The organism is Streptococcus sp. A25 (assembly GCF_043674095.1).
GTDB lineage: Bacteria > Bacillota > Bacilli > Lactobacillales > Streptococcaceae > Streptococcus > Streptococcus suis_V.
This window is the reverse complement of sequence record NZ_JBIMJO010000018.1, coordinates 14,520-36,151: the sequence shown is the minus strand read 5'-3', so window position 1 is coordinate 36,151 and position 21,632 is coordinate 14,520. Positions and strand designations below refer to the sequence as shown.

Below are 21,632 nucleotides of genomic sequence, written 5' to 3'. Positions count from 1 at the left end.
CAGACTTAGTTCGGTTTGTTGCTAATAGACGATGAAAAAATAAATCCGTTCAACCATTTGTTCAACCTTTTATTTTTTACATATACTCAGTAAATGATAATATCTTGATAATATCCAATTTTTAATATTAATTTTAACTCAATTTAACCTGAATTTTCCTGCAGGGGAGATAGATACGACTTGAGAAACGTTGTCAAATCAGCGTTTCTTTTTGAATTTTTGAGAAAGAAAAAGCCTACTAATCAGACTTTTCTATCTATTCAATGAATTTGTTGCCCGTAGATGGTTTGTTTACGGTTGAGGAAATAAGCGACTCCGAGCACAGGCAGGGCATATGGAAGAATGGCAGAACCGAACACCTCGTAGCTAATCAAAATAGGAGCAAGGAGTGTATTGGTCGCGGTGCCAAATACAGCACAATAACCTAGTGCAGCAACCAATTCTGGTGGGAGACCAAGCCACTGTGCCAAAACAAGTCCTGCACTTGCACCGATGGCAAAGAGTGGGGTGACTTCACCGCCTTGGAAACCTGCAATTAAGCACAAGCAGGTAAAGACCAACTTGAGTAGCCAGTCATAAGCAAAAATTGTATTTCCAGATAGACTAGCCTCAATTAAATTAGTCCCCAAACCAGAATAGCGACCGAGGTGTGCTAAATAGAGAAAGAGCGAGAGTAACAAGCCCAGTGCAAGCATTCTCCAGTAAGGATTGGGAAGAAAAGTAGATATTTCTGCTTTGGCATGTGTGAGGATCCAAGCGAAGCAGTTACCGATCAGTCCGAGACAGATGGCCACTAACATCCACTTGAATAGATCTTCAAATTGGAAGGGAAAAGCTGACAGGGAATGGCTGAATTTTTCCAAGCCTAGCCAATGTGAGGTAGAAGAGGCGATGATAGCAGCAAGGAGACAGTAAGGCAGGGCAACCCAAGAAATGCTCCCGACCACCAAGACCTCGACAGCAAATAAACTAGCAGCCAAAGGCGTTTGAAAGAGCCCAGCAAAGCCAGCAGCCATCCCAATTTGCGTCATAGTGTCTTTAGGAAGTGCGCTTTTCCAGAGCTTACCCAGCCAGTGCGATATGCTGGCACCCAATTGAACAGCGACCCCCTCGCGTCCTACTGATGCGCCAACCAGATGTCCCAGCCAAGTGGTTGTGGTAATCAGTGGGATTAGAATAGGGGAAATAGTGGTGTCTTGTCCTTGTCCTGACTGAAACACCAAATTCATCCCAGCTTGGACGGATTTCCCCCATTTTTGATAGACAAAGATGATGAGAAGTCCGGCAAGACTGAGTAAGGGAATGAGGTAGGAGAAGTAATCGGTACGGATAGTGCCTATAGCCAACAAGACTCTGCCAAAAATTGTTTCAATCACTCCTGCGGCGAGACCAATGATAAGGGAAAAGAGACTGAGCTGTCCAGTGCGTGAAATTTTGTTATTCATAGTCAGCCAATTTTTCCGCCTGGTAGGCCCTGGACCGGGCCATAATGTCGCTGAAGGTCGCGACAATGGCAGAGCGGTAAGCTGGATTTTCCACCAGGCTACCGACTCTATCTAGAACAGCTTGTTCGCGGCTGGCATCCAGGACTGGCTTTCCAGTCGCACGTTTGTAGGCTGTGACCTGATCAACAAGTTCCATTCGTTTTTCCAGTAAGCTGACAAGTTGGCAGTCCAAGTCGTTAATGTCTTTTCGAATGTCTTCTAATAGCATCCCATTCTCCTTTAAGAAAACCAGTAACACCTGTTACTGGTTGAGTTTGTAAACAAAGTCTCTTTTCGGACTTTCCTGAGGTGATGTCGGACGGTAGCGACTTCCTTCGGAATTCCATACCTAGTCATTGAGCCTAAGGTCTCAATGACTCCGAACGCTAGAAACGACAACGTTTCTAGCGTTTTCATCACAGCAGAAAGTCCCGACTTAAGGCTCACTCTGCTCGCGAAATAAACTTAATTTTTATTTTTCTTAGCAGAGCTACTCAGTTTATTTATCCAGAGTTTAGTTTGTCTACGTTCTGAACCAGTAACACCTGTTACTGGTTATTTTGTTCTGCATCTTAATCTAATTTTGCGGCTAAATCGCTGGCAAATTTTTCCAAGTTAACGATGTCTTCGTCTTCAGCAGCCAGGTCTACCTTGACATTTTCAGCACCTTTGACCGCACCACGTGACCCCAACATAGTGTCGAAATCATCTACCGCACTACAGAAATCATCATAGAAGGTATCGCCAGAACCACAGACACCGTAAACCTTACCAGTCAAGTCCAGGTCAGCTAGGTCAGCGTAGAAATCAATGATTTCATCTGGCAATTCACCGTCGCCACCATAAGAATAAGTATAGGTCGCAACGACAATTAAGTCAGCATCTAGGATTTCTTCCGTCTCAATTGTGGTACATTCATGAACCTGTACCTCCAAACCTAATTCCTCTAGTTTGCTAGCTACGATATCCGCAATTTCTTCTGTGTTACCAGTCATACTAGCGTAAACAATTTTTGCTAGTGCCATAATTTCCTCCAAGTTACATAGTAATCCCATTATACCACACTCCCTTATTTTTCAAAAGGGGGAGATTGTGCTAAAATATTGGGAAAGGAGTTGCTATGACTATTACTACAGATATTTTAGAAACCATTAAGAAGTACGACACTATTATCATTCACCGTCACCAGCGGCCAGACCCAGATGCCATTGGTAGTCAGGTGGGTTTGAAGAAATTATTGCAGGCCAATTTTCCTGAAAAAAACGTCAAGGCGACAGGTGTGGATGAACCCACCCTGGCTTGGCTGGCTAGCATGGACTCAGTCGCAGATGAGGAGTATCACGGAGCCTTGGTCATCGTGACAGACACGGCCAATACGCCGCGAGTGGATGATAATCGCTATACCACTGGGGATTTTCTCATCAAAATCGACCACCACCCAAACGAAGAGCCTTACGGTGACCTGCTCTGGGTCAACACAGCTGCCAGCTCTTGTAGCGAAATGATTACGGAGTTTGCTCTGGGCAACAACCTCAAACTAGACGGGGAAATCGCCCGCCTGCTTTACGCAGGGATTGTCGGAGATACGGGTCGTTTCCTTTACCCTGCGACGACTGCTCGCACCTTTGAAATTGTGGCCCGCCTGCGTCAGGAGGACTTTGATTTTACCAGGATGAGCCGCCAAATGGACACCATTGACTACAAGATTGCCAAGCTGACAGGCTATGTCTACGACAATTTAGAGGTGGATGAACATGGTGCTGCTCGGGTGACCTTGACCCGCGCTACTCTTGAAAAATACGGCGTGACAGATGCGGAAACCTCCTTTATCGTTGGCGCTCCGGGTCGTGTCGGTGATGTCCAGTCCTGGGGGATTTTTGTGGAACAAGCCGATGGTAACTACCGTGTCCGTCTCCGCAGCAAGTATATTCCTATTTCGGCTATTGCCCAGCGGCATGACGGCGGGGGGCATCCATTAGCCAGCGGTGCTAATTCCTATTCCCTAGCCGAAAATGAAGCCATTTATCAAGAAATCCAGCAGGTTGTCCGAGATGCAAGCAAGTAGCAGAAGCGTCCGTCTCATGGGGACGGTCATTGAAACCAAGATTTGGCATGAGAATCCTGAGCCAATTTTAGACCAGGTGGAAAACCTCCTTATTCTGTACAAGGACCGTTTTTCAGCCAATGACCTGACTTCGGAACTCATGGAAGTCAATCTCAATGCAGGTGTACAGGCGGTTCCTGTTGCAGAGGATTTGTACGAACTGATCAAGCTGGGCAAGGAACACAGCCTGGCTGACAAGAGTTTTCTCAATATCACCATTGGTCCGCTGGTCCAGACCTGGCGGATTGGTTTTTCCGATGCCAAGCTGCCTAGTCAGGAAGAAATTGATGAAAAGCTGGCTATCATTGACCCAGCTGATATTGAATTGGACGATGAGGACATGCTGGTCTATCTGAAAAAAGAGGGCATGGCCATTGACCTGGGAGCCTTAGCCAAGGGCTATGTGGCAGACCGCATCGTCGAATTTTTAGAGCGAATGGGTGTGACTGCTGGCTTGATTAACCTGGGTGGCAATGTAAAGACATTTGGACAGGCACCTCATAATCCTGATGGTAACTGGCTAATCGGTATTCAGGATCCTGGAAAAGAACGAGGGCAGAACATCTTGGTTCTGCAAATCATTCAAGAATCGGTGGTCACCTCTGGCATTTACGAAAGGAGCCTAACGGTTGAAGGCAAGACCTATCACCATATCCTCAGTCCGCAGACAGGCTATCCCATTGCCTCTGAACTGGCCAGTATTTCCATTGTCTCCAAGCGGTCGGTCGATGGCGAGATTTGGACCACACGTCTCTTTGGTCAGTCCATGGCTGAGATTTATAGGACGGTTTGCCAGACGGAGGGTATTGAGGCTGTGCTGATTGGCCTGGATGGCAAGGTTTTTGTGACGCCGGGATTGGTGGACAGGGTTGTGGCTAGGAAACAGCATTTGTCAGACGGTTTGGCCAGCCCTTCAAGAGGCGGTTTTGGGGCGCGTGTGACTTCGGATGTGGCCTCCGGAGCCTCTGCTTTGTAAAATGTTGAGAAAATAGGGGAAAAGACTTGCAAGTCTGCCTAACTTTTGGTAAACTTAAATGGTTATAATCTATGGCTCGGAAAGAGACCATGGCAGAAAGGAATTTTTATAATGAAAAAAGATATCCATCCAGAATATCGCACTGTTGTCTTCATGGACACAACTACTGGTTACAAGTTCCTTAGCGGTTCTACTAAGAACTCTAATGAAACTGTTGAGTTTGAAGGTGAAACTTACCCATTGATTCGTGTGGAAATTTCATCAGATTCACACCCATTCTATACTGGACGTCAAAAATTCACTCAAGCAGACGGCCGCGTGGACAAGTTCAACAAAAAATACGGTCTCAAAGACGCAAACGCTGCGAACTAAGAGAAACATTGATTTTAAGCCTTTTCCGAGTTTCGGAGAGGGCTTTTTTGTGCGCGTGATTGCCATTTTGATTGCTCTAGACTGTAGTTAGCCAGCCGCATCTGCGATTTTTGATAGGAATCTTGGGTTTGATAAAATACGGTGCGTTATTTTCTGCTATAATAGTAGAAGATTAGATTTAGAAAGCAGGAGACATGAGCACTCGAAAGATTGATTTAGATAATCGGATTGATTACGGTCTGATATTACCTGTATTTTTACTATTGTTGATAGGTATCTTATCCCTCTATATCGCCGTTAGCATTGATTTTCCGGAAAAACTGGTGCGGATAGTCGGCCAGCAGCTGCTGTGGATTGCCTTAGGTATCGGTTTAGCCTTCCTAGTTATGTTCTTTTCCAATAAGTTTTTATGGAAAATGGCTCCGCTTCTTTACATGTTGGGACTGGGATTGATGATTTTGCCTCTCTATTATTTTAGTCCAGAGCTGGTTGCCTCTACAGGGGCTAAAAACTGGGTAACGGTCAGTGATATGACACTGTTTCAACCGTCGGAATTCATGAAGATTTCCTACATTGTCATGTCAGCCAGATTGATTGTCAACTTTCAACAGCGGAATCCAGTGCGGCAGTTAAAGGAAGATTTTCGTCTGATTGCCTTTCTGACCCTCTTGACCTTGCCAGTCCTTGGCTTGCTTTATCTACAGCGAGATTTGGGGACTTCCTTGGTTTTCGTGGCCATATACGGTGGCATGTTGCTCCTGTCGGGAATTTCCTGGAAAATTTTATTACCAGCTGTCTTGACAGCTGTCGTCTTGGTCGGAGTTTTTCTGATGATATTCATCAGTCCTGGTGGGCGATCCTTCCTTCATAATCTGGGGATGGACACCTATCAAATCAACCGAATTTTGGGCTGGCTAGATCCCTTTGAAAATGCCCAATCAACGACCTATCAGCAAGCCCAAAGCTTGATTGCGATTGGCAGTGGCGGTCTGACGGGTATCGGGATCAATAAAACCAATCTGCTGATTCCTGTTCGCGAAAGTGACATGATTTTCACAGTTATTGCAGAAGATTTTGGATTTATCGGAGCCTCGGTGGTCATTGCGCTCTATCTGCTCTTGATCTATCGCATGTTGAAAATAACTGTCGAGTCCAACAATCGTTTTTACACCTATATTTCGACAGGTTTCATTGTCATGTTGCTCTTTCACGTCTTTGAAAATATCGGTGCAGCAACAGGTATCTTGCCTCTGACCGGGATTCCCTTGCCTTTCATATCTCAGGGTGGGTCTTCTATGGTTTCCAACTTGATTGGCATTGGCCTGATATTGTCCATGAGTTACCAATTTACCTTGTTTGACGAGGCTCAGACTCGCCAAGCATCATCCTATAAGAAAATCACGATAAAGCGTGTAGAAAGAAGGGAAAAATGAAAAAAGTAGCGGTTTTATTTGCAGAAGGTTTTGAAGAAATCGAAGCCCTGACACCGGTTGATGTCCTTCGTCGGGCCAATATGGATTGCCAGATGGTTGGCTTGACCAGCCAGACGGTGACAGGTTCTCATGGGATTCCTGTTCAGACTGATTCTGTCTTTGATGGCGATTTGTCAGCCTATGATTTGATTGTCCTGCCAGGCGGTATGCCAGGGGCGACCAATCTACGTGACAAATCTGGTTTGATTGAGGAATTGAAAACTCAAGCTGCGGCTGGTAAATTTGTGGCAGCAATCTGTGCTGCACCCATTGTTTTAGAGAGAGCAGAGCTTCTCAAGGACCGTCATTTTACCTGCTATCCAGGCATGGAAGAGCAGATTGCCTCAGGTATTCACCAGACGGATGAGGTGGTTGTCGATGGCAATATCGTGACCAGTCGAGGTGCCGGAACCAGTCTGCCATTTGCCTATAAACTTGTTGAGTTGCTGGGTGGTGACGGTCAAGCACTTGCGCAGACCATGGTTTATCAACAGGGCTAGTTAAGAAAGCAAAGGAGTAAACTATGTCAAATTTGAAAGAACAAGTTGGGATTAAGGCAGCTGAATTTGTCACGGACGGGATGATTGTGGGCCTGGGAACAGGATCGACTGCCTATTATTTCGTCCAGGAAATCGGTCGCCGGGTACAGGAAGAAGGCCTGGACATCATCGGTGTGACGACTTCGCATGCCACAGCGAAACACGCTGCTTCACTGGGAATTCCTCTGAAGAATATTGATGAGGTGGATTATGTTGACTTGACGGTGGACGGAGCAGATGAAGTAGACGGAGCTTTTAACGGCATCAAGGGTGGCGGTGCAGCCCTGCTCATGGAAAAGGTCGTTGCCAGCTATTCCAAGGACTCTATCTGGATTGTCGATGAAAGCAAGCTAGTGGAAACACTCGGAGCCTTCAAACTGCCGGTTGAAGTGGTTCAATACGGTTCTGAAAATCTTTTCCGACTGTTTGAGAAGAAGGGCTATCGTCCAAGTTTCCGTATGAAGGACGGCCAGAAATTGGTGACCGATATGCAGAATTTTATCATTGATCTGGATTTGCAACGAATTTTGGATACGCTTGCTTTGGCCAATGAACTGGACCACACAGTTGGAGTAGTAGAGCACGGTCTCTTCATTAACTTGATTTCAAGAGTCATCGTGGGAACAGCAGAAGGTCCTAAAATCCTTACTAAAGAATAGTTGAAAACGCTTCTCATTTTTTTATAAAATGAGAGCTTTTTTATGTTATAATTAAAAGACGAACGTTTATTTTAAAAAAAAGGAGAGCAATATGCCTAAATTTAAACGTATTCATCTGATTGTCCTGGATTCTGTGGGAATCGGTGCGGCGCCAGATGCCAACAACTTTACCAATGCAGGCGTTCCAGACGGTGCCTCAGACACCTTGGGACACATTTCAAAAACAGTCGGCTTGGATGTGCCAAATATGGCTAAACTGGGTCTCGGCAATATCCCTCGTGAAACACCTCTGAAAACAGTTCCTGCCGAGGAAAATCCGACAGGTTATGCGACAAAATTGGAAGAAGTATCACTTGGTAAGGATACCATGACGGGTCACTGGGAAATCATGGGCCTCAACATTACCGAACCTTTCGATACCTTCTGGAATGGTTTCCCTGAGGAAATTTTGACCAAAATAGAAGAATTTTCAGGTCGTAAGGTCATCCGCGAGGCCAATAAACCTTACTCTGGAACGGCTGTGATTGATGATTTTGGTCCTCGTCAAATGGAAACTGGGGAGCTCATCATTTACACCTCCGCAGACCCTGTTCTTCAGATTGCAGCTCATGAGGACATTATTCCGCTTGAGGAGCTCTATCGTATCTGTGAGTACGCGCGTTCTATTACCTTAGAACGTCCAGTCCTTCTGGGTCGTATCATTGCCCGTCCTTATGTTGGTGAGCCTGGTAACTTTACCCGCACGGCCAACCGCCACGACTATGCCGTTTCTCCATTTGAGCCAACTGTTCTCAATAAACTGGCAGATGCTGGTATCTCGACCTACTCTGTTGGTAAAATTAGCGATATTTTCAACGCCTCAGGCATTACCAACGACATGGGCCACAACAAAAATAACAACCACGGTGTTGATACCCTCTTGACAACCATGGGTCTGTCTGAGTTTGAGACAGGATTCTCCTTCACCAATCTGGTGGATTTTGATGCCAACTTTGGTCACCGCCGTGATGCCAAGGGCTACCGTGATTGCTTGCATGAGTTTGATGCTCGCTTGCCAGAGATTATGGCTGCCATGCGTGAGGACGACCTGCTCCTCATCACAGCTGACCATGGGAATGACCCGACCTATGTCGGTACGGACCATACTCGTGAGTACATTCCGCTCTTGGCTTACAGTCCCTCCTTTACTGGCAACGGCTTGATTCCACAGGGACATTTTGCGGATATTTCGGCGACCATTGCTGAAAACTTTGGTGTGGACAAAGCCATGATTGGTGAGTCATTCTTGGATAAATTAGTCTAATGGAAAAAGTAACCGTTTATTACAATCCCGATTGTAGCAAGTGCAAGAAATTGCGGGTCCTTCTCGCTCATCAAGATCTGGAAGTGACCTGGGTTAATTATCTGGAAAATCCCCTGTCCAAGGCAGATTTGGAAAGAATTTTGGCTAAAATGGATGCCCAGCCTTCCCAGCTTATCCGCCTGGCACAGGACGATTTTGAAGGAAAATCCGAGCCAGAAATTCTGGAACTCATGGTAGCTGAACCCAGTCTTGTCAACAGACCCATTGTCGAGCGAGAAAGTACCGCTTTTCTCTGCAGACCGCTGGACGTAATCGTAGAAAAAATGCCAGAATACGACTGGTCAAGATATTTGTAAAAGGAGAAATTATGACACTATTAGAAAAAATCAATGAAACAAAGGCTTTTTTAGAAGAAAAAGGCTTGATTAAGCCAGAATTCGGCTTGATTTTGGGCTCAGGTTTGGGCGAATTAGCGGAAGAAGTAGAAAATGCTATTGTTATCGACTATGCTGACATTCCAAATTGGGGCAAGTCAACAGTTGTAGGCCACGCTGGTAAGTTGGTTTATGGAGATTTGGCAGGTCGCAAGGTTTTGGCGTTGCAAGGTCGTTTCCATTTCTACGAAGGCAATCCAATGGAAGTTGTGACCTTCCCAGTCCGTGTTATGAAAGCTCTTGGTTGTGAAGGTGTGATTGTTACCAATGCCGCAGGAGGTATCGGCTACGGTCCAGGTACCCTTATGGCCATTACAGACCACATCAACATGACTGGTCAAAACCCATTGATTGGTGAAAACTTGGAAGAATTTGGTCCACGTTTCCCAGATATGTCCAATGCCTATACCAAAGCATACCGAGAAAAAGCACATGCAGTTGCGGAAAAATTGGGCATCAAGTTGGACAATGGTGTCTACCTCGGTGTGACAGGTCCTACTTACGAAACACCAGCTGAAATCTTGGCCTTCAAGACCATGGGTGCCCATGCAGTTGGTATGTCAACTGTTCCAGAAGTCATCGTTGCAGCTCACTCAGGCATGAATGTCTTGGGAATTTCAGCTATCACTAACTTTGCAGCTGGTTTCCAATCCGAACTCAACCACGAAGAAGTGGTAGAAGTGACTGAACAAATCAAAGAAAATTTCAAGGGCTTGATTAAGGCGATTTTGGCTGAGTTGTAGGAATTAATAGGAGATTAGTCTTATGAAAGTAAAAACAAAAGATACAGTAAAGAAACCTTTTTACAAGAAAAACTGGTTTATAGCTTTAATTGTTCTCTTTACTATTGGTCTTTTCATGCCTAAAAATGAAGAACAAAAAAATGCAGAAGTTTCTACTCAAACGACTACTTCAAGTTCATCTACGACGGATGCGGTGGAATCGTCCAATATTGCTGAGAATACTACTGAAAGTGCAAGTGTCGAATCAATTATATTAACTGCTGGTGATATTGGGCAATATGGTAAGAAAATTGTCATGAATGAAGGAACAGATATGCCGGAAGAACTTGTGGTATTTTACCTCCCTTCAGGAGATTATCAAGTGAAAAATGTTGGTAATTTTCCAAGTCAGTTGAATGTTTATGAAGGGTTCAAAAGAGATGAAACAACGGGATACGATGATTATACAAATGGTCAATCGATTTTACTAAAAGTTGATGAAACAGGTACAATAAATATTCCTGAAGGGTGGTTTGTAGAAATACATGAACCGTCTCAGTTTGAACTGGTGAAGCAATAGTAGTTATTCTTAACTAATTCTTCACAAAAAATAAAAACAGTTATTTTTTCAGAGCAGGCTCCAATCTAGTCTTAGGCTCTATCTACCAGTTAATCCAAGGTAAGGCGGGTTCTTATGCCATTTATCTTGTACTAGGAGTCTTATTTCTAGGTGTGGCTTTCAGGAAGTAGAGCTTTGCCAATTTATGTCATTCAGGGAGGATTGAGTACAGAAAATGTCTTATTGCCAATGGAGTAAGAAACCATGAGGTCAGCTAGCTACTGGTTCAAATTGGTAACGGCCATTTGCCTCGTCAGTTTGCTGACTGGAGTGGGAGGAATCTTGCTCCATCACTTGCAAGACTTGGTTGGAGAACTTCTTTACGGTAGGGAAAAGCCTTTTACGCCTGCTTATTTCTCTCATCTATCGTCGCAGAAAATCGTTATCCTAGTGACTGCGACTGATTTGCTATCTGGTCTCGTCTGGTATCTGCTTCAGAACCAGAACCATAGAATTTATACCATTAAGGCCCAGCTTGCAGTCAAGAATGTGAAGGAACGCCCAGGTATGCTGTCTCATCTGATTCACATTGCGTGACAAATCATCTCGGTGGCGGCTGGCTCGCCCATTGGCAAGGAGGCGGCACCTCGGGAGCTTGGGGCCCTGTTGGCAGGTCGCTTATCTGACCGTGAGCACTTTTCCTTGTCTGACCGTCACTTGATGATTGCTTGTGGAGCCGCCGCCGGCTTGTCAGCCGTTTACCAGGTGCCGGTGGCTAGCGTCTTCTTTGCCTTTGAGACTATGGGGATTGGCCTTTCCATAAAAAATTTCCTCCTAGCTAGTTTGTCTATGGGACTGGCAGCAGGAGTGGCGGGGCTTTCCATTTCCAGCGCACCACTTTATCAGATTTCAGTCATGGAGCTGAGTTGGGGCAATCTAGTCTTGGCTGTCTGCTTGGCTTTAGTCATAGCGCCCCTGGCCGGTCTCTTTCGAGGTTTGACCGCCAAGGCCCAGGCTAGTAAAGCAAAGGATAATAGACTGCTTTGGCAGTTACCGCTGGCTTTTTCCCTACTTGCCATCTCTGCAACAATCTTTCCGGAACTCTTGGGAAATGGCAGTGCTTTTATTGAGAGTCTTTTCCTCGGAATGGATTTTCAAAAGGTGGTCATCCTGTTGCTATTGAAAGCTGCTCTTGTATTACTGGTTTTGCGAGCCGGAGCCTATGGAGGAACGTTGACACCGTCAGTTGCCATCGGAGCTTCCCTAGGATATGTTCTCGCGACGGCTTTAAAGGTCATTTGGCCTAGTCTATCTATGGATGCTGCTATGGTTTTAGGCTCTGCTATTTTCCTAGCCATGACTATGAAGGCACCCTTGATAGCGACAGCCTTGGTCATTTCTTTCACTGGTCAACCTTTGCCAGCCTATCTGCCCTTGCTCCTTGCAGTTGGGACCGCCTATCTTTCACATCACTATCTTTTTACATTTAATAGAAAATGAGGAATATCTATGTCAATTCATATCTCTGCCAAACCTGGCGATATTGCTGATAAAATTCTCCTTCCGGGAGATCCGCTCCGTGCTAAATTTATTGCTGAAAACTTCCTTGAAGACGCTGTGTGCTTCAACGAGGTCCGCAATATGTTCGGCTACACAGGTACTTATAAGGGCCACCGTGTTTCTGTCATGGGAACTGGTATGGGGATGCCATCCATTTCCATCTACGCCCACGAGCTCATCAACGAATACGGTGTGAAAAAATTAATCCGCGTTGGAACCGCGGGCTCACTGAGTGCTGATGTTCATGTTCGTGAATTGGTCTTGGCGCAAGCAGCTGCAACCAACTCTCGTATGATCAATATTGACTGGCCAGAGTACGATTTGCCACAAATTGCAAGCTTCAACCTTTTGGACAAGGCCTACCACATTGCTAAAGACTTTGGCTTGACCACTCACGTGGGAAATGTCCTTTCATCAGACAGTTTCTATTCTCCAAAACTCTTCAGTCGTAACTTGGAACTGGGGCAAATCGGTGTCAAGGCGGTTGAAATGGAAGCGGCAGCTCTTTACTACTTGGGAGCTAAATTTGGTGTAGAAACGCTGGCTATCATGACCATTTCTGATAGCTTGGTCAATTCAGATGAGGATACAACGGCAGAAGAACGCCAAAATACCTTCACAGACATGATGAAGGTTGGTCTGGAAACCTTGATTGCGGAATAGGCCGGACTAAGGAGTAACTTGTGATAAGGAGGAATGTATGACATTTGCACACTTTGAACCAACTCGAAATGTAGAAGATTTTCACTTGGCAGGATTTGCTTATTATGACGGATTAGATGTTGTCGAAGAGTTAAAATTGGGAACTTCTCTAGATTTACTGGCTGAACCAACTAATCCTTATGATTCAGAAGCGGTGCTTATTCTTTATCGGGGGAAGAAATTGGGCTACATTCCAAAATACAAGAACAGTTTAATCAGCCGGATGCTTTTTTATGGACACGGGGATATTTTGGAAGCTCGCGTTCAAATGATTGATTTGACGGAACATCCTGACCGTCAACTACGCGTGGTTGTTAAGTTTAAGGACAATCGTCCGACAGCCTAAATCAGTAGACAGAGAAGTTATCAGGTTAATCTGTAACCGTTTGAAAGACGAACTAAGTTCTATTTGTATGGAACTTAGCTTGTCTTTTTTTGTTTTTTAGTGTATAATAGAAAACGGTTACATATAGTAACGAAATAATCATGAACACTTACATATATTAGTTTCATTTAGGAGATTAGGAATGATTAATTTACAAAATTTTGTCCAGTCCATGTACGCTAAGCGGATTGAAGACTGTTCTGACCATGAACTTTACTATGCTTTGCTCGCATTTACAAAGCAACAGAGCGAGGCTAAATATACCAATGAGCAGAAGAAAAAAGTCTACTACATTTCTGCGGAGTTCTTGATTGGTAAACTCTTGTCTAACAACTTGATTAACTTGGGTGTTTATGATGAGGTGAAGAGCCAGCTTGCAGCGGCAGGGAAGGACTTAATCGCCATTGAAGATGTGGAGATGGAGCCATCTCTTGGTAATGGTGGCTTGGGTCGCTTGGCTGCCTGCTTCCTTGATTCCATTGCCAGTCTTGGTCTCAATGGAGATGGTGTCGGTCTTAACTACCACTTTGGACTTTTCCGTCAACTGTTTGAGTACCACCAGCAGTCTGCGGTGCCAAATGAGTGGATTACGCCACGTTCTTGGTTGACAGAATCCCCAATTTCTTACCAAGTGCCATTCGCCAACTTTACCTTGACATCTAAGTTGTATGATATTGATGTTCCTGGCTATAAGACAGAGCGTAAGAATCGTTTGCGTCTGTTTGACCTTGGTTCTGTAGATGACAATATCATCTATGACGGTATCGAGTTTGACAAGGAAGACATTTTCCGCAATCTGACCCTCTTCCTCTATCCAGATGATTCGACAGATGAGGGCAAGGTGCTGCGTATCTTCCAGCAGTATTTTATGGTGTCCAATGCTGCCCAGCTCTTGATTGATGAGGCTGTTGCTAAAGGTTCAAATCTTCATGACTTGCCGGATTACGCTGTAGTTCAAATCAATGATACCCACCCATCCCTTGTCATTCCAGAATTGATTCGTCTCTTGGAACTTCGTGGTATTTCCTTTGATGAGGCAATTGAAATTGTCAAGAAGATGACGGCCTATACCAACCACACCATCTTGTCTGAAGCCCTTGAAAAATGGCCGCTTGATTTCTTGAATCGTGTAGTTCCACACTTGGTGCCATTTATCGAGGAATTGGACCGTCGTGCAAAGGAAGTGAAGAATGACCCAGCGGTTAATATTATCGATGAGCATGGTCGTGTCCATATGGCCCACATGGATATTCACTACGGCTACTCTATCAACGGTGTAGCAGCCCTTCATACTGAGATTTTGAAGACTTCTGAGTTAAAAGCCTTCTACGAGCTTTACCCAGAGAAATTTAACAACAAGACTAACGGTATCACCTTCCGCCGTTGGCTCATGCATGCTAACCCAAGATTGGCTAGCTATCTTGATGGACTACTTGGACATGGCTACCACCATGATGCTAGCGAGTTGGAAAAACTCTTAGAATATAAGAATGACAAGGAATTAAAATCTTGGTTAGAAAAAACCAAGCAGCACAACAAGCGTAAGTTGCAACGTCATATTGCTAAGACGCAAGGTGTGGAGGTCAATCCAGAGTCTATCTTTGACGTGCAAATCAAGCGTATGCACGAGTACAAGCGTCAACAGATGAATGTTCTCTATGTTATCCACAAGTATTTGGATATCAAGGCTGGCAATATCCCAACTCGTCCATTGACAGTCTTCTTCGGAGGAAAAGCTGCACCAGCTTACACAACGGCTCAAGATATTATCCACTTGATTTTGGTCTTGTCACAGGTTATCAAAAATGACCCAGAAGTGGCACCACACTTGCAGTTGGTCATGATTGAAAACTACAACGTAACGGAAGCCAGCTTCATCATTCCAGCGGCAGATATTTCAGAGCAGATTTCTCTTGCATCTAAAGAAGCATCTGGTACTGGTAACATGAAATTCATGCTCAACGGTGCCTTGACTATCGGTACAGATGACGGTGCCAACGTGGAAATTCATGAATTGGTCGGCGATGAAAATATCTACATCTTCGGTCAAGATAGCCAAACTGTTATTGACCACTATGCAAATGGAACCTATCATCCTTATGCCTTCTATGAGCGTGAAGCTATCCGTCCATTGATCGATTTCATTACATCTGATACCATTCGTCATGCTGGAGGTATTGATGAACGCCTCTGGCGCTTACAGGACAATCTCAAGCACAATGACCACTTCATGACCTTGCTGGACTTGGAAGACTATATTGTGACTAAGGAAAGAATGTTGGCTGACTATGAAGACCGTGACAGCTGGTTGGACAAAGTCATCGTCAACATTGCCAAAGCAGGATTCTTCTCATCAGACCGTACGATTCAACAGTACAATGAAGATATCTGGCATTTGGAAGTTAAGTAAGCTAAATAAACTAAAAATGACCTTTCGGGGTCATTTTTTCTGTATTCTATTTTTGAAAGATTGAGCCATTGCGGATTGTCCCAAGAAGTTTCCAAAGGCGAAGCCAGAAGTGTTCAGCAAGATGTCGCCAAGGTCAAAGAAGCCTAGTGAAAAGAAGAATTGACAGGCTTCAACTAGCAATATGGCACCTACAAAGAGAGAAAGTTTTTTCCAAGAAAATGAAAAAAGCAACCCAAGTGGTAAAAAGAGTAAGAGATTAAAGACCAATATAGCAGGATTGAGAAATAGGTCTTGAGAGAAGGTGCTAAGGAGATCCCAGTTGACACCTCTGACGCCCATGCTTTTGAAAAAGAGAAGAAAGACTAGCAGAAGCCCGTAGCAAGCGTAGAAAAACCAAAGTGTCAGTCGCGAAATATGGGGCTTATAGACAAGTCGAAATAGGGTAAAGCAAAATCCGGTCATCAGTAAGACTGCTGCAAATGCTGGCCAAAAATCAACCGTCATGAAAATGTTTGAAAATTGGTGAAAAAGAAAGGTCATAAAGAGCCAGCGACAGAGCAGAAATGACAGGATCAGGTTAATACAGTCATAGATAGCTTCTTTTCTCATAGAAGGCCTCCTTTTTATTTCATTATATCATTATTTGAGGGGGGGGTAAAGGCTGTAAAAAAAATTTTTATTGACAGTGTGCTATAATAGTTCTTATGAAAAAACGACCGACATCTGCCTATATCCACATTCCATTTTGCACTCAGATTTGTTACTACTGTGACTTTTCCAAGGTCTTTATTAAGAATCAGCCAGTTGACGAGTATTTGGCTGCCCTTATGGAAGAGGTCAAGTTTTACGACCTGCCAGCTCTCCGCACACTTTATATCGGAGGCGGAACACCATCGGCTCTCTCGGCAGACCAGCTAGATTATCTCCTGACCAATCTGGAGAACTTGCTGGACTTGTCACAGGTGGAAGAATTCACTATCGAGGCCAATCCAGGTGACTTGACGGCAGACAAGATTGCAGTTCTGAAAAAGTCCAAGTGTAATCGGGTGTCGCTGGGGGTCCAGACCTTTGATGACCGTATGCTGAAAAAAATCGGTCGTAGCCACAACCAAGCTCAGATTTATGAAACCATTGCAGCCCTCAAGGAAGCGGGTTTTTACAACATTTCCATCGACCTGATTTATGCCCTGCCTGGTCAGACCATGGAGCAGGTGGTGGACAATGTCGCCAAGGCCCTGGAGCTGGACATTCCCCACATGAGCCTTTACAGCTTGATTTTGGAGAACCATACGGTCTTCATGAACCGTCAACGCCGTGGCAACCTCCATCTGCCCAACGAAGATGTGGAGTCCGATATGTTCGACTATATTCTTCAGGAGTTGGAGAAAAACGGCTTCGAGCATTATGAGATTTCCAACTTCACCAAGCCTGGCTTTGAAAGCCGCCACAACCTCATGTACTGGGACAACTCGGAGTACTATGGTCTAGGAGCAGGAGCATCTGGCTACATCGACGGCATGCGCTATCGCAACCGCGGCCCCATTCAGCATTACCTCAAGTCCATCCGCGAAAAAGGCCATTCCCGCCTGCACGAAGAGTTTCTCAGCAAGACCGAGCAGATGGAAGAAGAGATGTTTTTAGGCTTACGGAAAAAAACTGGCGTGTCCATTGAGCGATTCGAGGAAAAGTTTGGTATCTCCTTTGAAGACCGCTATGGTCAGGTGGTCAAAGACTTGAAAAATGAAGGTCTCTTGCAAGAAGAAGACCGTTGGCTTCGGATGACCAAAAAAGGATTGTTTCTTGGCGACACAGTTGCCGAACGTTTCATTATAGAAGATTAGAAAGAGGACACAATGGGACTAACCTACCAAGAAAACTTCACAATTCCCTTTGATATGTGTGATGTGAAGCAGGCTGTCAAACTGCCTGACTTGATTTCCTATTGTCTGGGGCTTTCGGGCCGACAGTCAGAGGAACTGGGTCGCAGTGATCTCTATGTTTTTCAGGAATTTGGCTTGATTTGGGTGGTGACAGACTATGAACTGACTATTCAAGCCCTACCCAAGTATAATGAATCCATTACCATTAAAACAGAAGCGGTTGCCTACAACAAGTTTTTCTGTCATCGGATGTTCTATATCTACGATGCAGCAGGCAATCTTTTGTTGGACATTCTCTGCTATTTTGTCTTGATTGATTTTGAGAGCCGCAAGGCTGCTCCAGTACCAGAAGCCTTGATTGCTCCTTATCAGTCTGAGCAGGTCAAGAAATTACCTCGGGCTCCCAAGTATCAGCTCTTGGAAAATCCATCTGTTCAAGAATTTCCTGTTCGCTATTTTGATTTGGATATGAATGGGCATGTCAATAATGGCAAGTATCTGGAATGGATGTATGAAGCACTGGGCTATGATTTTCTGCTCTGCCATGTCCCTAAAAAAATCCAACTCAAGTATCTCAAAGAAGTAGAGGCAACTAGCTTGGTAAGTTCACGCATGGTGGTGGAAGCTGGGGTCAGTCAGCACGAGATTGTGGTTGACGGGCATATCCATGCTCAAGCTGTTATAGAATGGAGGGAAGATCATGCCACAGGATAAGTGGTTGGAATGGGCCTTACGTTTACAGGCCTTGGCTCAGACAGGCTTGGCCTATGGAAAAGATGTTTATGACATGGAACGATTTGAGGAAATCAGACAGATTGCGGCAGAGATGCTAGTAGAACCGTCTGGACAGCCCTTGGAAGTGGTGAAAGACTTGTTTTGCAATGAAACAGGCTATCAGACACCCAAGCTGGATACCCGCGCAGCTATTTTCCAAGAGGATAAAATCCTACTGGTCCAGGAAAACGATGGGCTCTGGTCCTTACCAGGTGGGGATTGTGTCATAATAATGACAGGTGCTTAAAACGCTGATTAATCAAGGATTTGAGCGTTCTACAATCTGTCGTTAAGGAGGAAAAATTTATTTTATTATTTATAATATCGCATAAGCGAGAACATTTTAATAAGTGTTCTCGTTTTTTTATTTTCAGGAGGAATTTATGAAAAAGAAGGAACAATCATCACACCAAATCGTGATGTGTCATCTCGTGGCTATTTTAGGAGTTGATATTGAGAAAGCAACCCAGCTAATTGATGAATTGGAACAACTAGGTTTAATCCAATTTGATGAATTTGGAAATGTTGGACTTTTAGTCTTGGAGGGACAATCATGAAACGTATTACCGCTAATCAATATCAGACATCAGAGCGTTACTATAAGCTCCCAAAACTCTTGTTTGAGAGTAAACGTTATAAGGATATGAAGCTGGAGGTTAAGGTAGCCTACGCGGTTTTAAAAGATAGGTTGGAGCTGTCTTTGAGTAAAGGTTGGATTGATGAAGATGGGGCTATTTATTTGATTTATTCCAATTCAAATCTGATGGCACTTTTAGGCTGTTCAAAGTCAAAACTACTCTCTATCAAGAAAACCTTACGTGACTATGGCTTAATTGATGAAGTCCAACAGTCCTCGAGTGAAAAAGGTCGAATGGCAAATAAAATTTACTTGGGGGAATTAGAACATGAAACTACCCCAGTCTTACATACAGACGGGGCTAGTGTTAAAAAAACACTAGGGGGGTCTCAAAGAAAGACGGGGCCGGTCTTAAATTCAGCCCCTAGTGAGACTGAAAGAAGTGAGACTAAATATAGTGAAACTAAAGGGAGTGATTTCCTTATTGAGGACGAGGAGGAGAGGCAGCTAGTAGATGAGAAACAAGAAGAGAACTTTATTTCAAAAGTTGATGGCGTGACCAAGTACGATCGAGACTATATTTGGGGTTTGGTTCATGACCAGTTAAGACAGACGGGTCTATCTCAGTCAGCTAGTGACTATGCCATGATTTATTTTAGTGACCGTTATCAGTATGCTTTGGAACATATGCGATTTGCTCGGTCAGCGGAAGTAATAGCTGAATACGTATTTAATGGTGTGCTGTCAGAGTGGACCAAGCAACTGAGACGACAAGAAGTAAAGGGAGGTGATTAAGTTGATTTGGTGGATACTAGGTGGAATCTATCTGATTTCTATCGTCATTTTGATTTTTGAAATCATCCGTGCACCAGAAATGGATGATCATATATAAGCAAGAGTTTTACAAGTGTAAGGCTCTTTTTTAGTTGGAAAGAGAGGAAAAATGAAATTTTTAGATTTATTTGCTGGGATAGGCGGTTTTAGGCTAGGGATGGAATCACAGGGTCATAAATGCCTGGGCTTTTGTGAAATTGATAAATTCGCCAGAACATCTTATAAAGCCATGTTTAACACAGAAGGGGAAATAGAATACCATGACATTAAAGAGGTCACAGACCACGACTTTAGACAATTTAGAGGGCAAGTGGACATCATCTGCGGGGGATTTCCTTGCCAAGCATTTTCACTCGCAGGCAGACGATTGGGATTTGAAGATACTAGAGGGACTCTCTTTTTTGAGATTGCTCGAGCGGCCAAACAAATCCAACCACGTTTTCTATTTTTGGAAAACGTCAAAGGCCTACTCAATCACGACAAGGGACGGACGTTTGCCACAATCCTCTCCACGCTGGATGAATTGGGGTATGATGTCGAATGGCAGGTGCTTAACAGTAAGGACTTCCAAGTCCCGCAAAACAGAGATCGGGTCTTTATTATCGGACATTCTAGAAGATACCGTTCCAGATTCCTATTTCCTCTCAGAAGAGAAAATAGCCCAGCTCATCTTGAAAGGCTAGGAAATATCAATCCCTCTAAACGTGGTTTGAATGGTGAAATCTATCTGACGAGTGGACTTGCTCCTACACTAACAAGAGGTAAAGGAGAGGGAGCTAAAATCGCCATTCCAGTTTTAACACCAGATAGACTAGAAAAACGCCAACATGGTCGTCGATTTAAGGACAATCAAGACCCTATGTTTACTTTGACCAGTCAAGACAGACACGGAGTTGTTGTCGCAGGAAATCTGCCGACTAGCTTTGACCAAACTGGAAGAGTATTTGACATTTCTGGCTTGTCACCGACCTTGACCACCATGCAGGGTGGAGATAAGGTTCCAAAGATTTTGCTGAGGGAGGAGCTGCCATTTCTGAAAATCAAGGAAGCCACAAAAACAGGGTACGCAAAGGCAACTCTTGGAGACTCTGTTAATCTGGCTTATCCAGACTCAACCAAACGTAGGGGACGTGTGGGAAAGGGAATATCCAATACTCTGACGACTTCAGACAATATGGGAGTGGTGGTTGCTGCTCTGGAATATCGACAGGATAAGTGGTATGAAGTCACAGGCATTGTCTTAGAGGGGAAACTTTATCGCCTGAGAATAAGACGACTGACACCAAGAGAGTGTTTCAGACTTCAAGGCTTTCCTGATTGGGCTTATGAAAGAGCAGAAAGTGTTTCCAGTAAGAGCCAGCTATACAAACAGGCCGGCAATAGCGTGACTGTCACAGTTATTGAAGCCATTGCCAGAGAATTTAGAAGAACGGAAGAGGAAGAAAAACATGAACTTACTACATAAGAAAAGTATCCTAGATTGTACTGAATTAGAAGAACGTATTCACCAAGCTGAAACCAATCAGCTATTACAAAAGATACTGTCGCTCCCCAATTTTGATTGTGACTTTGAGGTGACTTTTGAAGATGATTACCACAAAGAGATGAATGATCCCCTATTCTACGAATCCAATCTTCATCAGATTTCGGATTTTATGGAAACTAGGGATATTAAAAATGGTGTAGATACACTACTGACGAAAGACAATCACCTGGCCTTTCGTGCCTTTGGTGAAAATTATTCTGCTAGAGGAAAGGATGGCATTTTAACGACTTTAGTGATAGTCAAGTGCTTTGGTGAAGGACGGATGCCCATTGATATGAGTCGCTATTTCTCAACTCCTGAACCAACAGTTGAAAATAGCCTAACCCTATAAGGAGGTGCC

25 protein-coding genes and 1 pseudogene are annotated in these 21,632 nt (G+C 44.3%); 22 read left to right on the top strand and 4 right to left on the bottom strand.

Annotated elements, in window-relative coordinates; genetic code table 11:
• Window positions 1-260: 260 nt before the first annotated feature.
• From ACHBID_RS08670 to ACHBID_RS08660, 3 genes are all read right to left on the bottom strand, one after another.
• The gene (locus ACHBID_RS08670) at window positions 261-1,445 is read right to left on the bottom strand and encodes a chloride channel protein (protein ID WP_105122538.1); all 1,185 of its coding nucleotides are present in this window, start codon (window positions 1,443-1,445) and stop codon (window positions 261-263) included.
• Window positions 1,438-1,713 (bottom strand): chorismate mutase, encoded by a 276-nt coding sequence (locus ACHBID_RS08665; RefSeq protein ID WP_105110415.1) that lies wholly within the window; start codon window positions 1,711-1,713, stop codon window positions 1,438-1,440. The genes ACHBID_RS08670 and ACHBID_RS08665 overlap by 8 nt, the downstream gene beginning before the upstream one ends.
• Window positions 1,714-2,056: 343 nt before the next feature.
• Window positions 2,057-2,509, bottom strand: coding sequence for a flavodoxin (locus ACHBID_RS08660; RefSeq protein WP_105110414.1), 453 nt, complete (start codon window positions 2,507-2,509; stop codon window positions 2,057-2,059).
• A gap of 95 nt (window positions 2,510-2,604) precedes the next feature.
• On the opposite strand from ACHBID_RS08660, the gene ACHBID_RS08655 reads away from it, so the two are divergent.
• The 15 genes from ACHBID_RS08655 to ACHBID_RS08585 all read left to right on the top strand — a co-directional run bounded on the left by ACHBID_RS08655 (window position 2,605) and on the right by ACHBID_RS08585 (window position 15,681).
• Entirely contained in the window at window positions 2,605-3,549 is a 945-nt protein-coding gene (locus tag ACHBID_RS08655) for a DHH family phosphoesterase (RefSeq protein ID WP_172095520.1), read from the top strand.
• The gene (locus ACHBID_RS08650; RefSeq protein ID WP_394732144.1) at window positions 3,536-4,564 is read left to right on the top strand and encodes an FAD:protein FMN transferase; all 1,029 of its coding nucleotides are present in this window, start codon (window positions 3,536-3,538) and stop codon (window positions 4,562-4,564) included. Before ACHBID_RS08655 ends, ACHBID_RS08650 begins: the two co-directional genes overlap by 14 nt.
• A gap of 111 nt (window positions 4,565-4,675) precedes the next feature.
• The gene (locus tag ACHBID_RS08645; RefSeq protein ID WP_105110411.1) at window positions 4,676-4,936 is read left to right on the top strand and encodes a type B 50S ribosomal protein L31; all 261 of its coding nucleotides are present in this window, start codon (window positions 4,676-4,678) and stop codon (window positions 4,934-4,936) included.
• A 194-nt stretch (window positions 4,937-5,130) separates the two neighbouring features.
• Entirely contained in the window at window positions 5,131-6,369 is a 1,239-nt protein-coding gene (locus tag ACHBID_RS08640; protein ID WP_394732143.1) for an FtsW/RodA/SpoVE family cell cycle protein, read from the top strand.
• Window positions 6,366-6,908: a DJ-1 family glyoxalase III gene (locus ACHBID_RS08635; RefSeq protein ID WP_125266049.1), complete on the top strand. Its 543-nt coding sequence runs from the start codon at window positions 6,366-6,368 to the stop codon at window positions 6,906-6,908. Before ACHBID_RS08640 ends, ACHBID_RS08635 begins: the two co-directional genes overlap by 4 nt.
• A gap of 23 nt (window positions 6,909-6,931) precedes the next feature.
• Complete coding sequence (rpiA, locus tag ACHBID_RS08630; protein ID WP_105122532.1) at window positions 6,932-7,606, top strand: ribose-5-phosphate isomerase RpiA; 675 nt, start codon at window positions 6,932-6,934, stop codon at window positions 7,604-7,606.
• 91 nt (window positions 7,607-7,697) lie between these two features.
• Complete coding sequence (locus ACHBID_RS08625; protein ID WP_394732142.1) at window positions 7,698-8,909, top strand: phosphopentomutase; 1,212 nt, start codon at window positions 7,698-7,700, stop codon at window positions 8,907-8,909.
• The gene (locus ACHBID_RS08620) at window positions 8,909-9,265 is read left to right on the top strand and encodes an ArsC/Spx/MgsR family protein (RefSeq protein WP_172008848.1); all 357 of its coding nucleotides are present in this window, start codon (window positions 8,909-8,911) and stop codon (window positions 9,263-9,265) included. The genes ACHBID_RS08625 and ACHBID_RS08620 overlap by 1 nt, the downstream gene beginning before the upstream one ends.
• 11 nt (window positions 9,266-9,276) lie before the next feature.
• Window positions 9,277-10,086 carry a purine-nucleoside phosphorylase gene (locus ACHBID_RS08615; RefSeq protein WP_172008847.1) on the top strand — a complete coding sequence of 270 codons (810 nt, stop codon included), beginning with the start codon at window positions 9,277-9,279 and terminating at the stop codon, window positions 10,084-10,086.
• Window positions 10,087-10,108: 22 nt separating this feature from the next.
• Window positions 10,109-10,645, top strand: coding sequence for a hypothetical protein (locus ACHBID_RS08610; protein WP_394732141.1), 537 nt, complete (start codon window positions 10,109-10,111; stop codon window positions 10,643-10,645).
• 243 nt (window positions 10,646-10,888) lie between these two features.
• Window positions 10,889-11,221 carry a hypothetical protein gene (locus ACHBID_RS08605; RefSeq protein ID WP_394732140.1) on the top strand — a complete coding sequence of 111 codons (333 nt, stop codon included), beginning with the start codon at window positions 10,889-10,891 and terminating at the stop codon, window positions 11,219-11,221.
• A 12-nt stretch (window positions 11,222-11,233) separates the two neighbouring features.
• Window positions 11,234-12,124, top strand: coding sequence for a chloride channel protein (locus ACHBID_RS08600; protein ID WP_394732139.1), 891 nt, complete (start codon window positions 11,234-11,236; stop codon window positions 12,122-12,124).
• Window positions 12,125-12,133: 9 nt separating this feature from the next.
• A complete protein-coding gene (gene deoD, locus ACHBID_RS08595) occupies window positions 12,134-12,847 on the top strand; it encodes a purine-nucleoside phosphorylase (protein WP_105160564.1) in 714 nt (237 codons plus the stop codon).
• Window positions 12,848-12,884: 37 nt separating this feature from the next.
• Complete coding sequence (locus ACHBID_RS08590) at window positions 12,885-13,232, top strand: HIRAN domain-containing protein (RefSeq protein ID WP_105122526.1); 348 nt, start codon at window positions 12,885-12,887, stop codon at window positions 13,230-13,232.
• A 181-nt stretch (window positions 13,233-13,413) separates the two neighbouring features.
• The gene (locus ACHBID_RS08585; RefSeq protein WP_394732138.1) at window positions 13,414-15,681 is read left to right on the top strand and encodes a glycogen/starch/alpha-glucan phosphorylase; all 2,268 of its coding nucleotides are present in this window, start codon (window positions 13,414-13,416) and stop codon (window positions 15,679-15,681) included.
• Window positions 15,682-15,711: 30 nt separating this feature from the next.
• On the opposite strand, the gene ACHBID_RS08580 is transcribed toward ACHBID_RS08585, so the two are convergent.
• Window positions 15,712-16,290, bottom strand: a complete 579-nt coding sequence (locus tag ACHBID_RS08580) for a VanZ family protein (RefSeq protein ID WP_105110403.1) — start codon at window positions 16,288-16,290, stop codon at window positions 15,712-15,714.
• A 95-nt stretch (window positions 16,291-16,385) separates the two neighbouring features.
• Between ACHBID_RS08580 and hemW the strand changes: the two genes are divergently transcribed.
• From hemW to ACHBID_RS08545, 7 genes and pseudogenes are all read left to right on the top strand, one after another.
• Entirely contained in the window at window positions 16,386-17,522 is a 1,137-nt protein-coding gene (gene hemW / locus ACHBID_RS08575; protein WP_394732137.1) for a radical SAM family heme chaperone HemW, read from the top strand.
• A 12-nt stretch (window positions 17,523-17,534) separates the two neighbouring features.
• On the top strand, window positions 17,535-18,275 hold the full coding sequence (locus ACHBID_RS08570) for an acyl-ACP thioesterase domain-containing protein (RefSeq protein WP_105160561.1): 741 nt from the start codon (window positions 17,535-17,537) through the stop codon (window positions 18,273-18,275).
• Window positions 18,262-18,558: pseudogene (locus tag ACHBID_RS08565) on the top strand (NUDIX hydrolase N-terminal domain-containing protein); the annotation flags it as partial. The gene ACHBID_RS08570 and the pseudogene ACHBID_RS08565, both read left to right, overlap by 14 nt.
• Before the next feature lie 160 nt (window positions 18,559-18,718).
• Window positions 18,719-18,892 (top strand): hypothetical protein, encoded by a 174-nt coding sequence (locus ACHBID_RS08560; RefSeq protein WP_394732136.1) that lies wholly within the window; start codon window positions 18,719-18,721, stop codon window positions 18,890-18,892.
• Window positions 18,889-19,707 carry a replication initiator protein A gene (locus tag ACHBID_RS08555; protein WP_394732135.1) on the top strand — a complete coding sequence of 273 codons (819 nt, stop codon included), beginning with the start codon at window positions 18,889-18,891 and terminating at the stop codon, window positions 19,705-19,707. The genes ACHBID_RS08560 and ACHBID_RS08555 overlap by 4 nt, the downstream gene beginning before the upstream one ends.
• Before the next feature lie 148 nt (window positions 19,708-19,855).
• A complete protein-coding gene (gene dcm, locus ACHBID_RS08550) occupies window positions 19,856-21,211 on the top strand; it encodes a DNA (cytosine-5-)-methyltransferase (RefSeq protein ID WP_394732134.1) in 1,356 nt (451 codons plus the stop codon).
• The gene (locus tag ACHBID_RS08545; RefSeq protein WP_170244844.1) at window positions 21,195-21,623 is read left to right on the top strand and encodes a hypothetical protein; all 429 of its coding nucleotides are present in this window, start codon (window positions 21,195-21,197) and stop codon (window positions 21,621-21,623) included. The genes dcm and ACHBID_RS08545 overlap by 17 nt, the downstream gene beginning before the upstream one ends.
• The last annotated feature ends 9 nt before the right edge of the window (window positions 21,624-21,632 follow it).

Coding starts and splice junctions, on each gene's coding strand:
- ACHBID_RS08640 (WP_394732143.1), top strand. CDS start 5,131: ATGAGCACTCGAAAGATTGATTTAGATAATCGGATTGATTACGGTCTG.
- dcm (WP_394732134.1), top strand. CDS start 19,856: ATGAAATTTTTAGATTTATTTGCTGGGATAGGCGGTTTTAGGCTAGGG.
- ACHBID_RS08645 (WP_105110411.1), top strand. CDS start 4,676: ATGAAAAAAGATATCCATCCAGAATATCGCACTGTTGTCTTCATGGAC.
- ACHBID_RS08625 (WP_394732142.1), top strand. CDS start 7,698: ATGCCTAAATTTAAACGTATTCATCTGATTGTCCTGGATTCTGTGGGA.
- ACHBID_RS08635 (WP_125266049.1), top strand. CDS start 6,366: ATGAAAAAAGTAGCGGTTTTATTTGCAGAAGGTTTTGAAGAAATCGAA.
- ACHBID_RS08560 (WP_394732136.1), top strand. CDS start 18,719: ATGAAAAAGAAGGAACAATCATCACACCAAATCGTGATGTGTCATCTC.
- ACHBID_RS08585 (WP_394732138.1), top strand. CDS start 13,414: ATGATTAATTTACAAAATTTTGTCCAGTCCATGTACGCTAAGCGGATT.
- ACHBID_RS08555 (WP_394732135.1), top strand. CDS start 18,889: ATGAAACGTATTACCGCTAATCAATATCAGACATCAGAGCGTTACTAT.
- ACHBID_RS08590 (WP_105122526.1), top strand. CDS start 12,885: ATGACATTTGCACACTTTGAACCAACTCGAAATGTAGAAGATTTTCAC.
- ACHBID_RS08570 (WP_105160561.1), top strand. CDS start 17,535: ATGGGACTAACCTACCAAGAAAACTTCACAATTCCCTTTGATATGTGT.
- ACHBID_RS08610 (WP_394732141.1), top strand. CDS start 10,109: ATGAAAGTAAAAACAAAAGATACAGTAAAGAAACCTTTTTACAAGAAA.
- ACHBID_RS08655 (WP_172095520.1), top strand. CDS start 2,605: ATGACTATTACTACAGATATTTTAGAAACCATTAAGAAGTACGACACT.
- ACHBID_RS08605 (WP_394732140.1), top strand. CDS start 10,889: ATGAGGTCAGCTAGCTACTGGTTCAAATTGGTAACGGCCATTTGCCTC.
- ACHBID_RS08670 (WP_105122538.1), bottom strand. CDS start 1,445: ATGAATAACAAAATTTCACGCACTGGACAGCTCAGTCTCTTTTCCCTT.
- deoD (WP_105160564.1), top strand. CDS start 12,134: ATGTCAATTCATATCTCTGCCAAACCTGGCGATATTGCTGATAAAATT.
- ACHBID_RS08580 (WP_105110403.1), bottom strand. CDS start 16,290: ATGAGAAAAGAAGCTATCTATGACTGTATTAACCTGATCCTGTCATTT.
- ACHBID_RS08545 (WP_170244844.1), top strand. CDS start 21,195: ATGAACTTACTACATAAGAAAAGTATCCTAGATTGTACTGAATTAGAA.
- ACHBID_RS08650 (WP_394732144.1), top strand. CDS start 3,536: ATGCAAGCAAGTAGCAGAAGCGTCCGTCTCATGGGGACGGTCATTGAA.
- ACHBID_RS08665 (WP_105110415.1), bottom strand. CDS start 1,713: ATGCTATTAGAAGACATTCGAAAAGACATTAACGACTTGGACTGCCAA.
- ACHBID_RS08660 (WP_105110414.1), bottom strand. CDS start 2,509: ATGGCACTAGCAAAAATTGTTTACGCTAGTATGACTGGTAACACAGAA.
- rpiA (WP_105122532.1), top strand. CDS start 6,932: ATGTCAAATTTGAAAGAACAAGTTGGGATTAAGGCAGCTGAATTTGTC.
- ACHBID_RS08620 (WP_172008848.1), top strand. CDS start 8,909: ATGGAAAAAGTAACCGTTTATTACAATCCCGATTGTAGCAAGTGCAAG.
- hemW (WP_394732137.1), top strand. CDS start 16,386: ATGAAAAAACGACCGACATCTGCCTATATCCACATTCCATTTTGCACT.
- ACHBID_RS08615 (WP_172008847.1), top strand. CDS start 9,277: ATGACACTATTAGAAAAAATCAATGAAACAAAGGCTTTTTTAGAAGAA.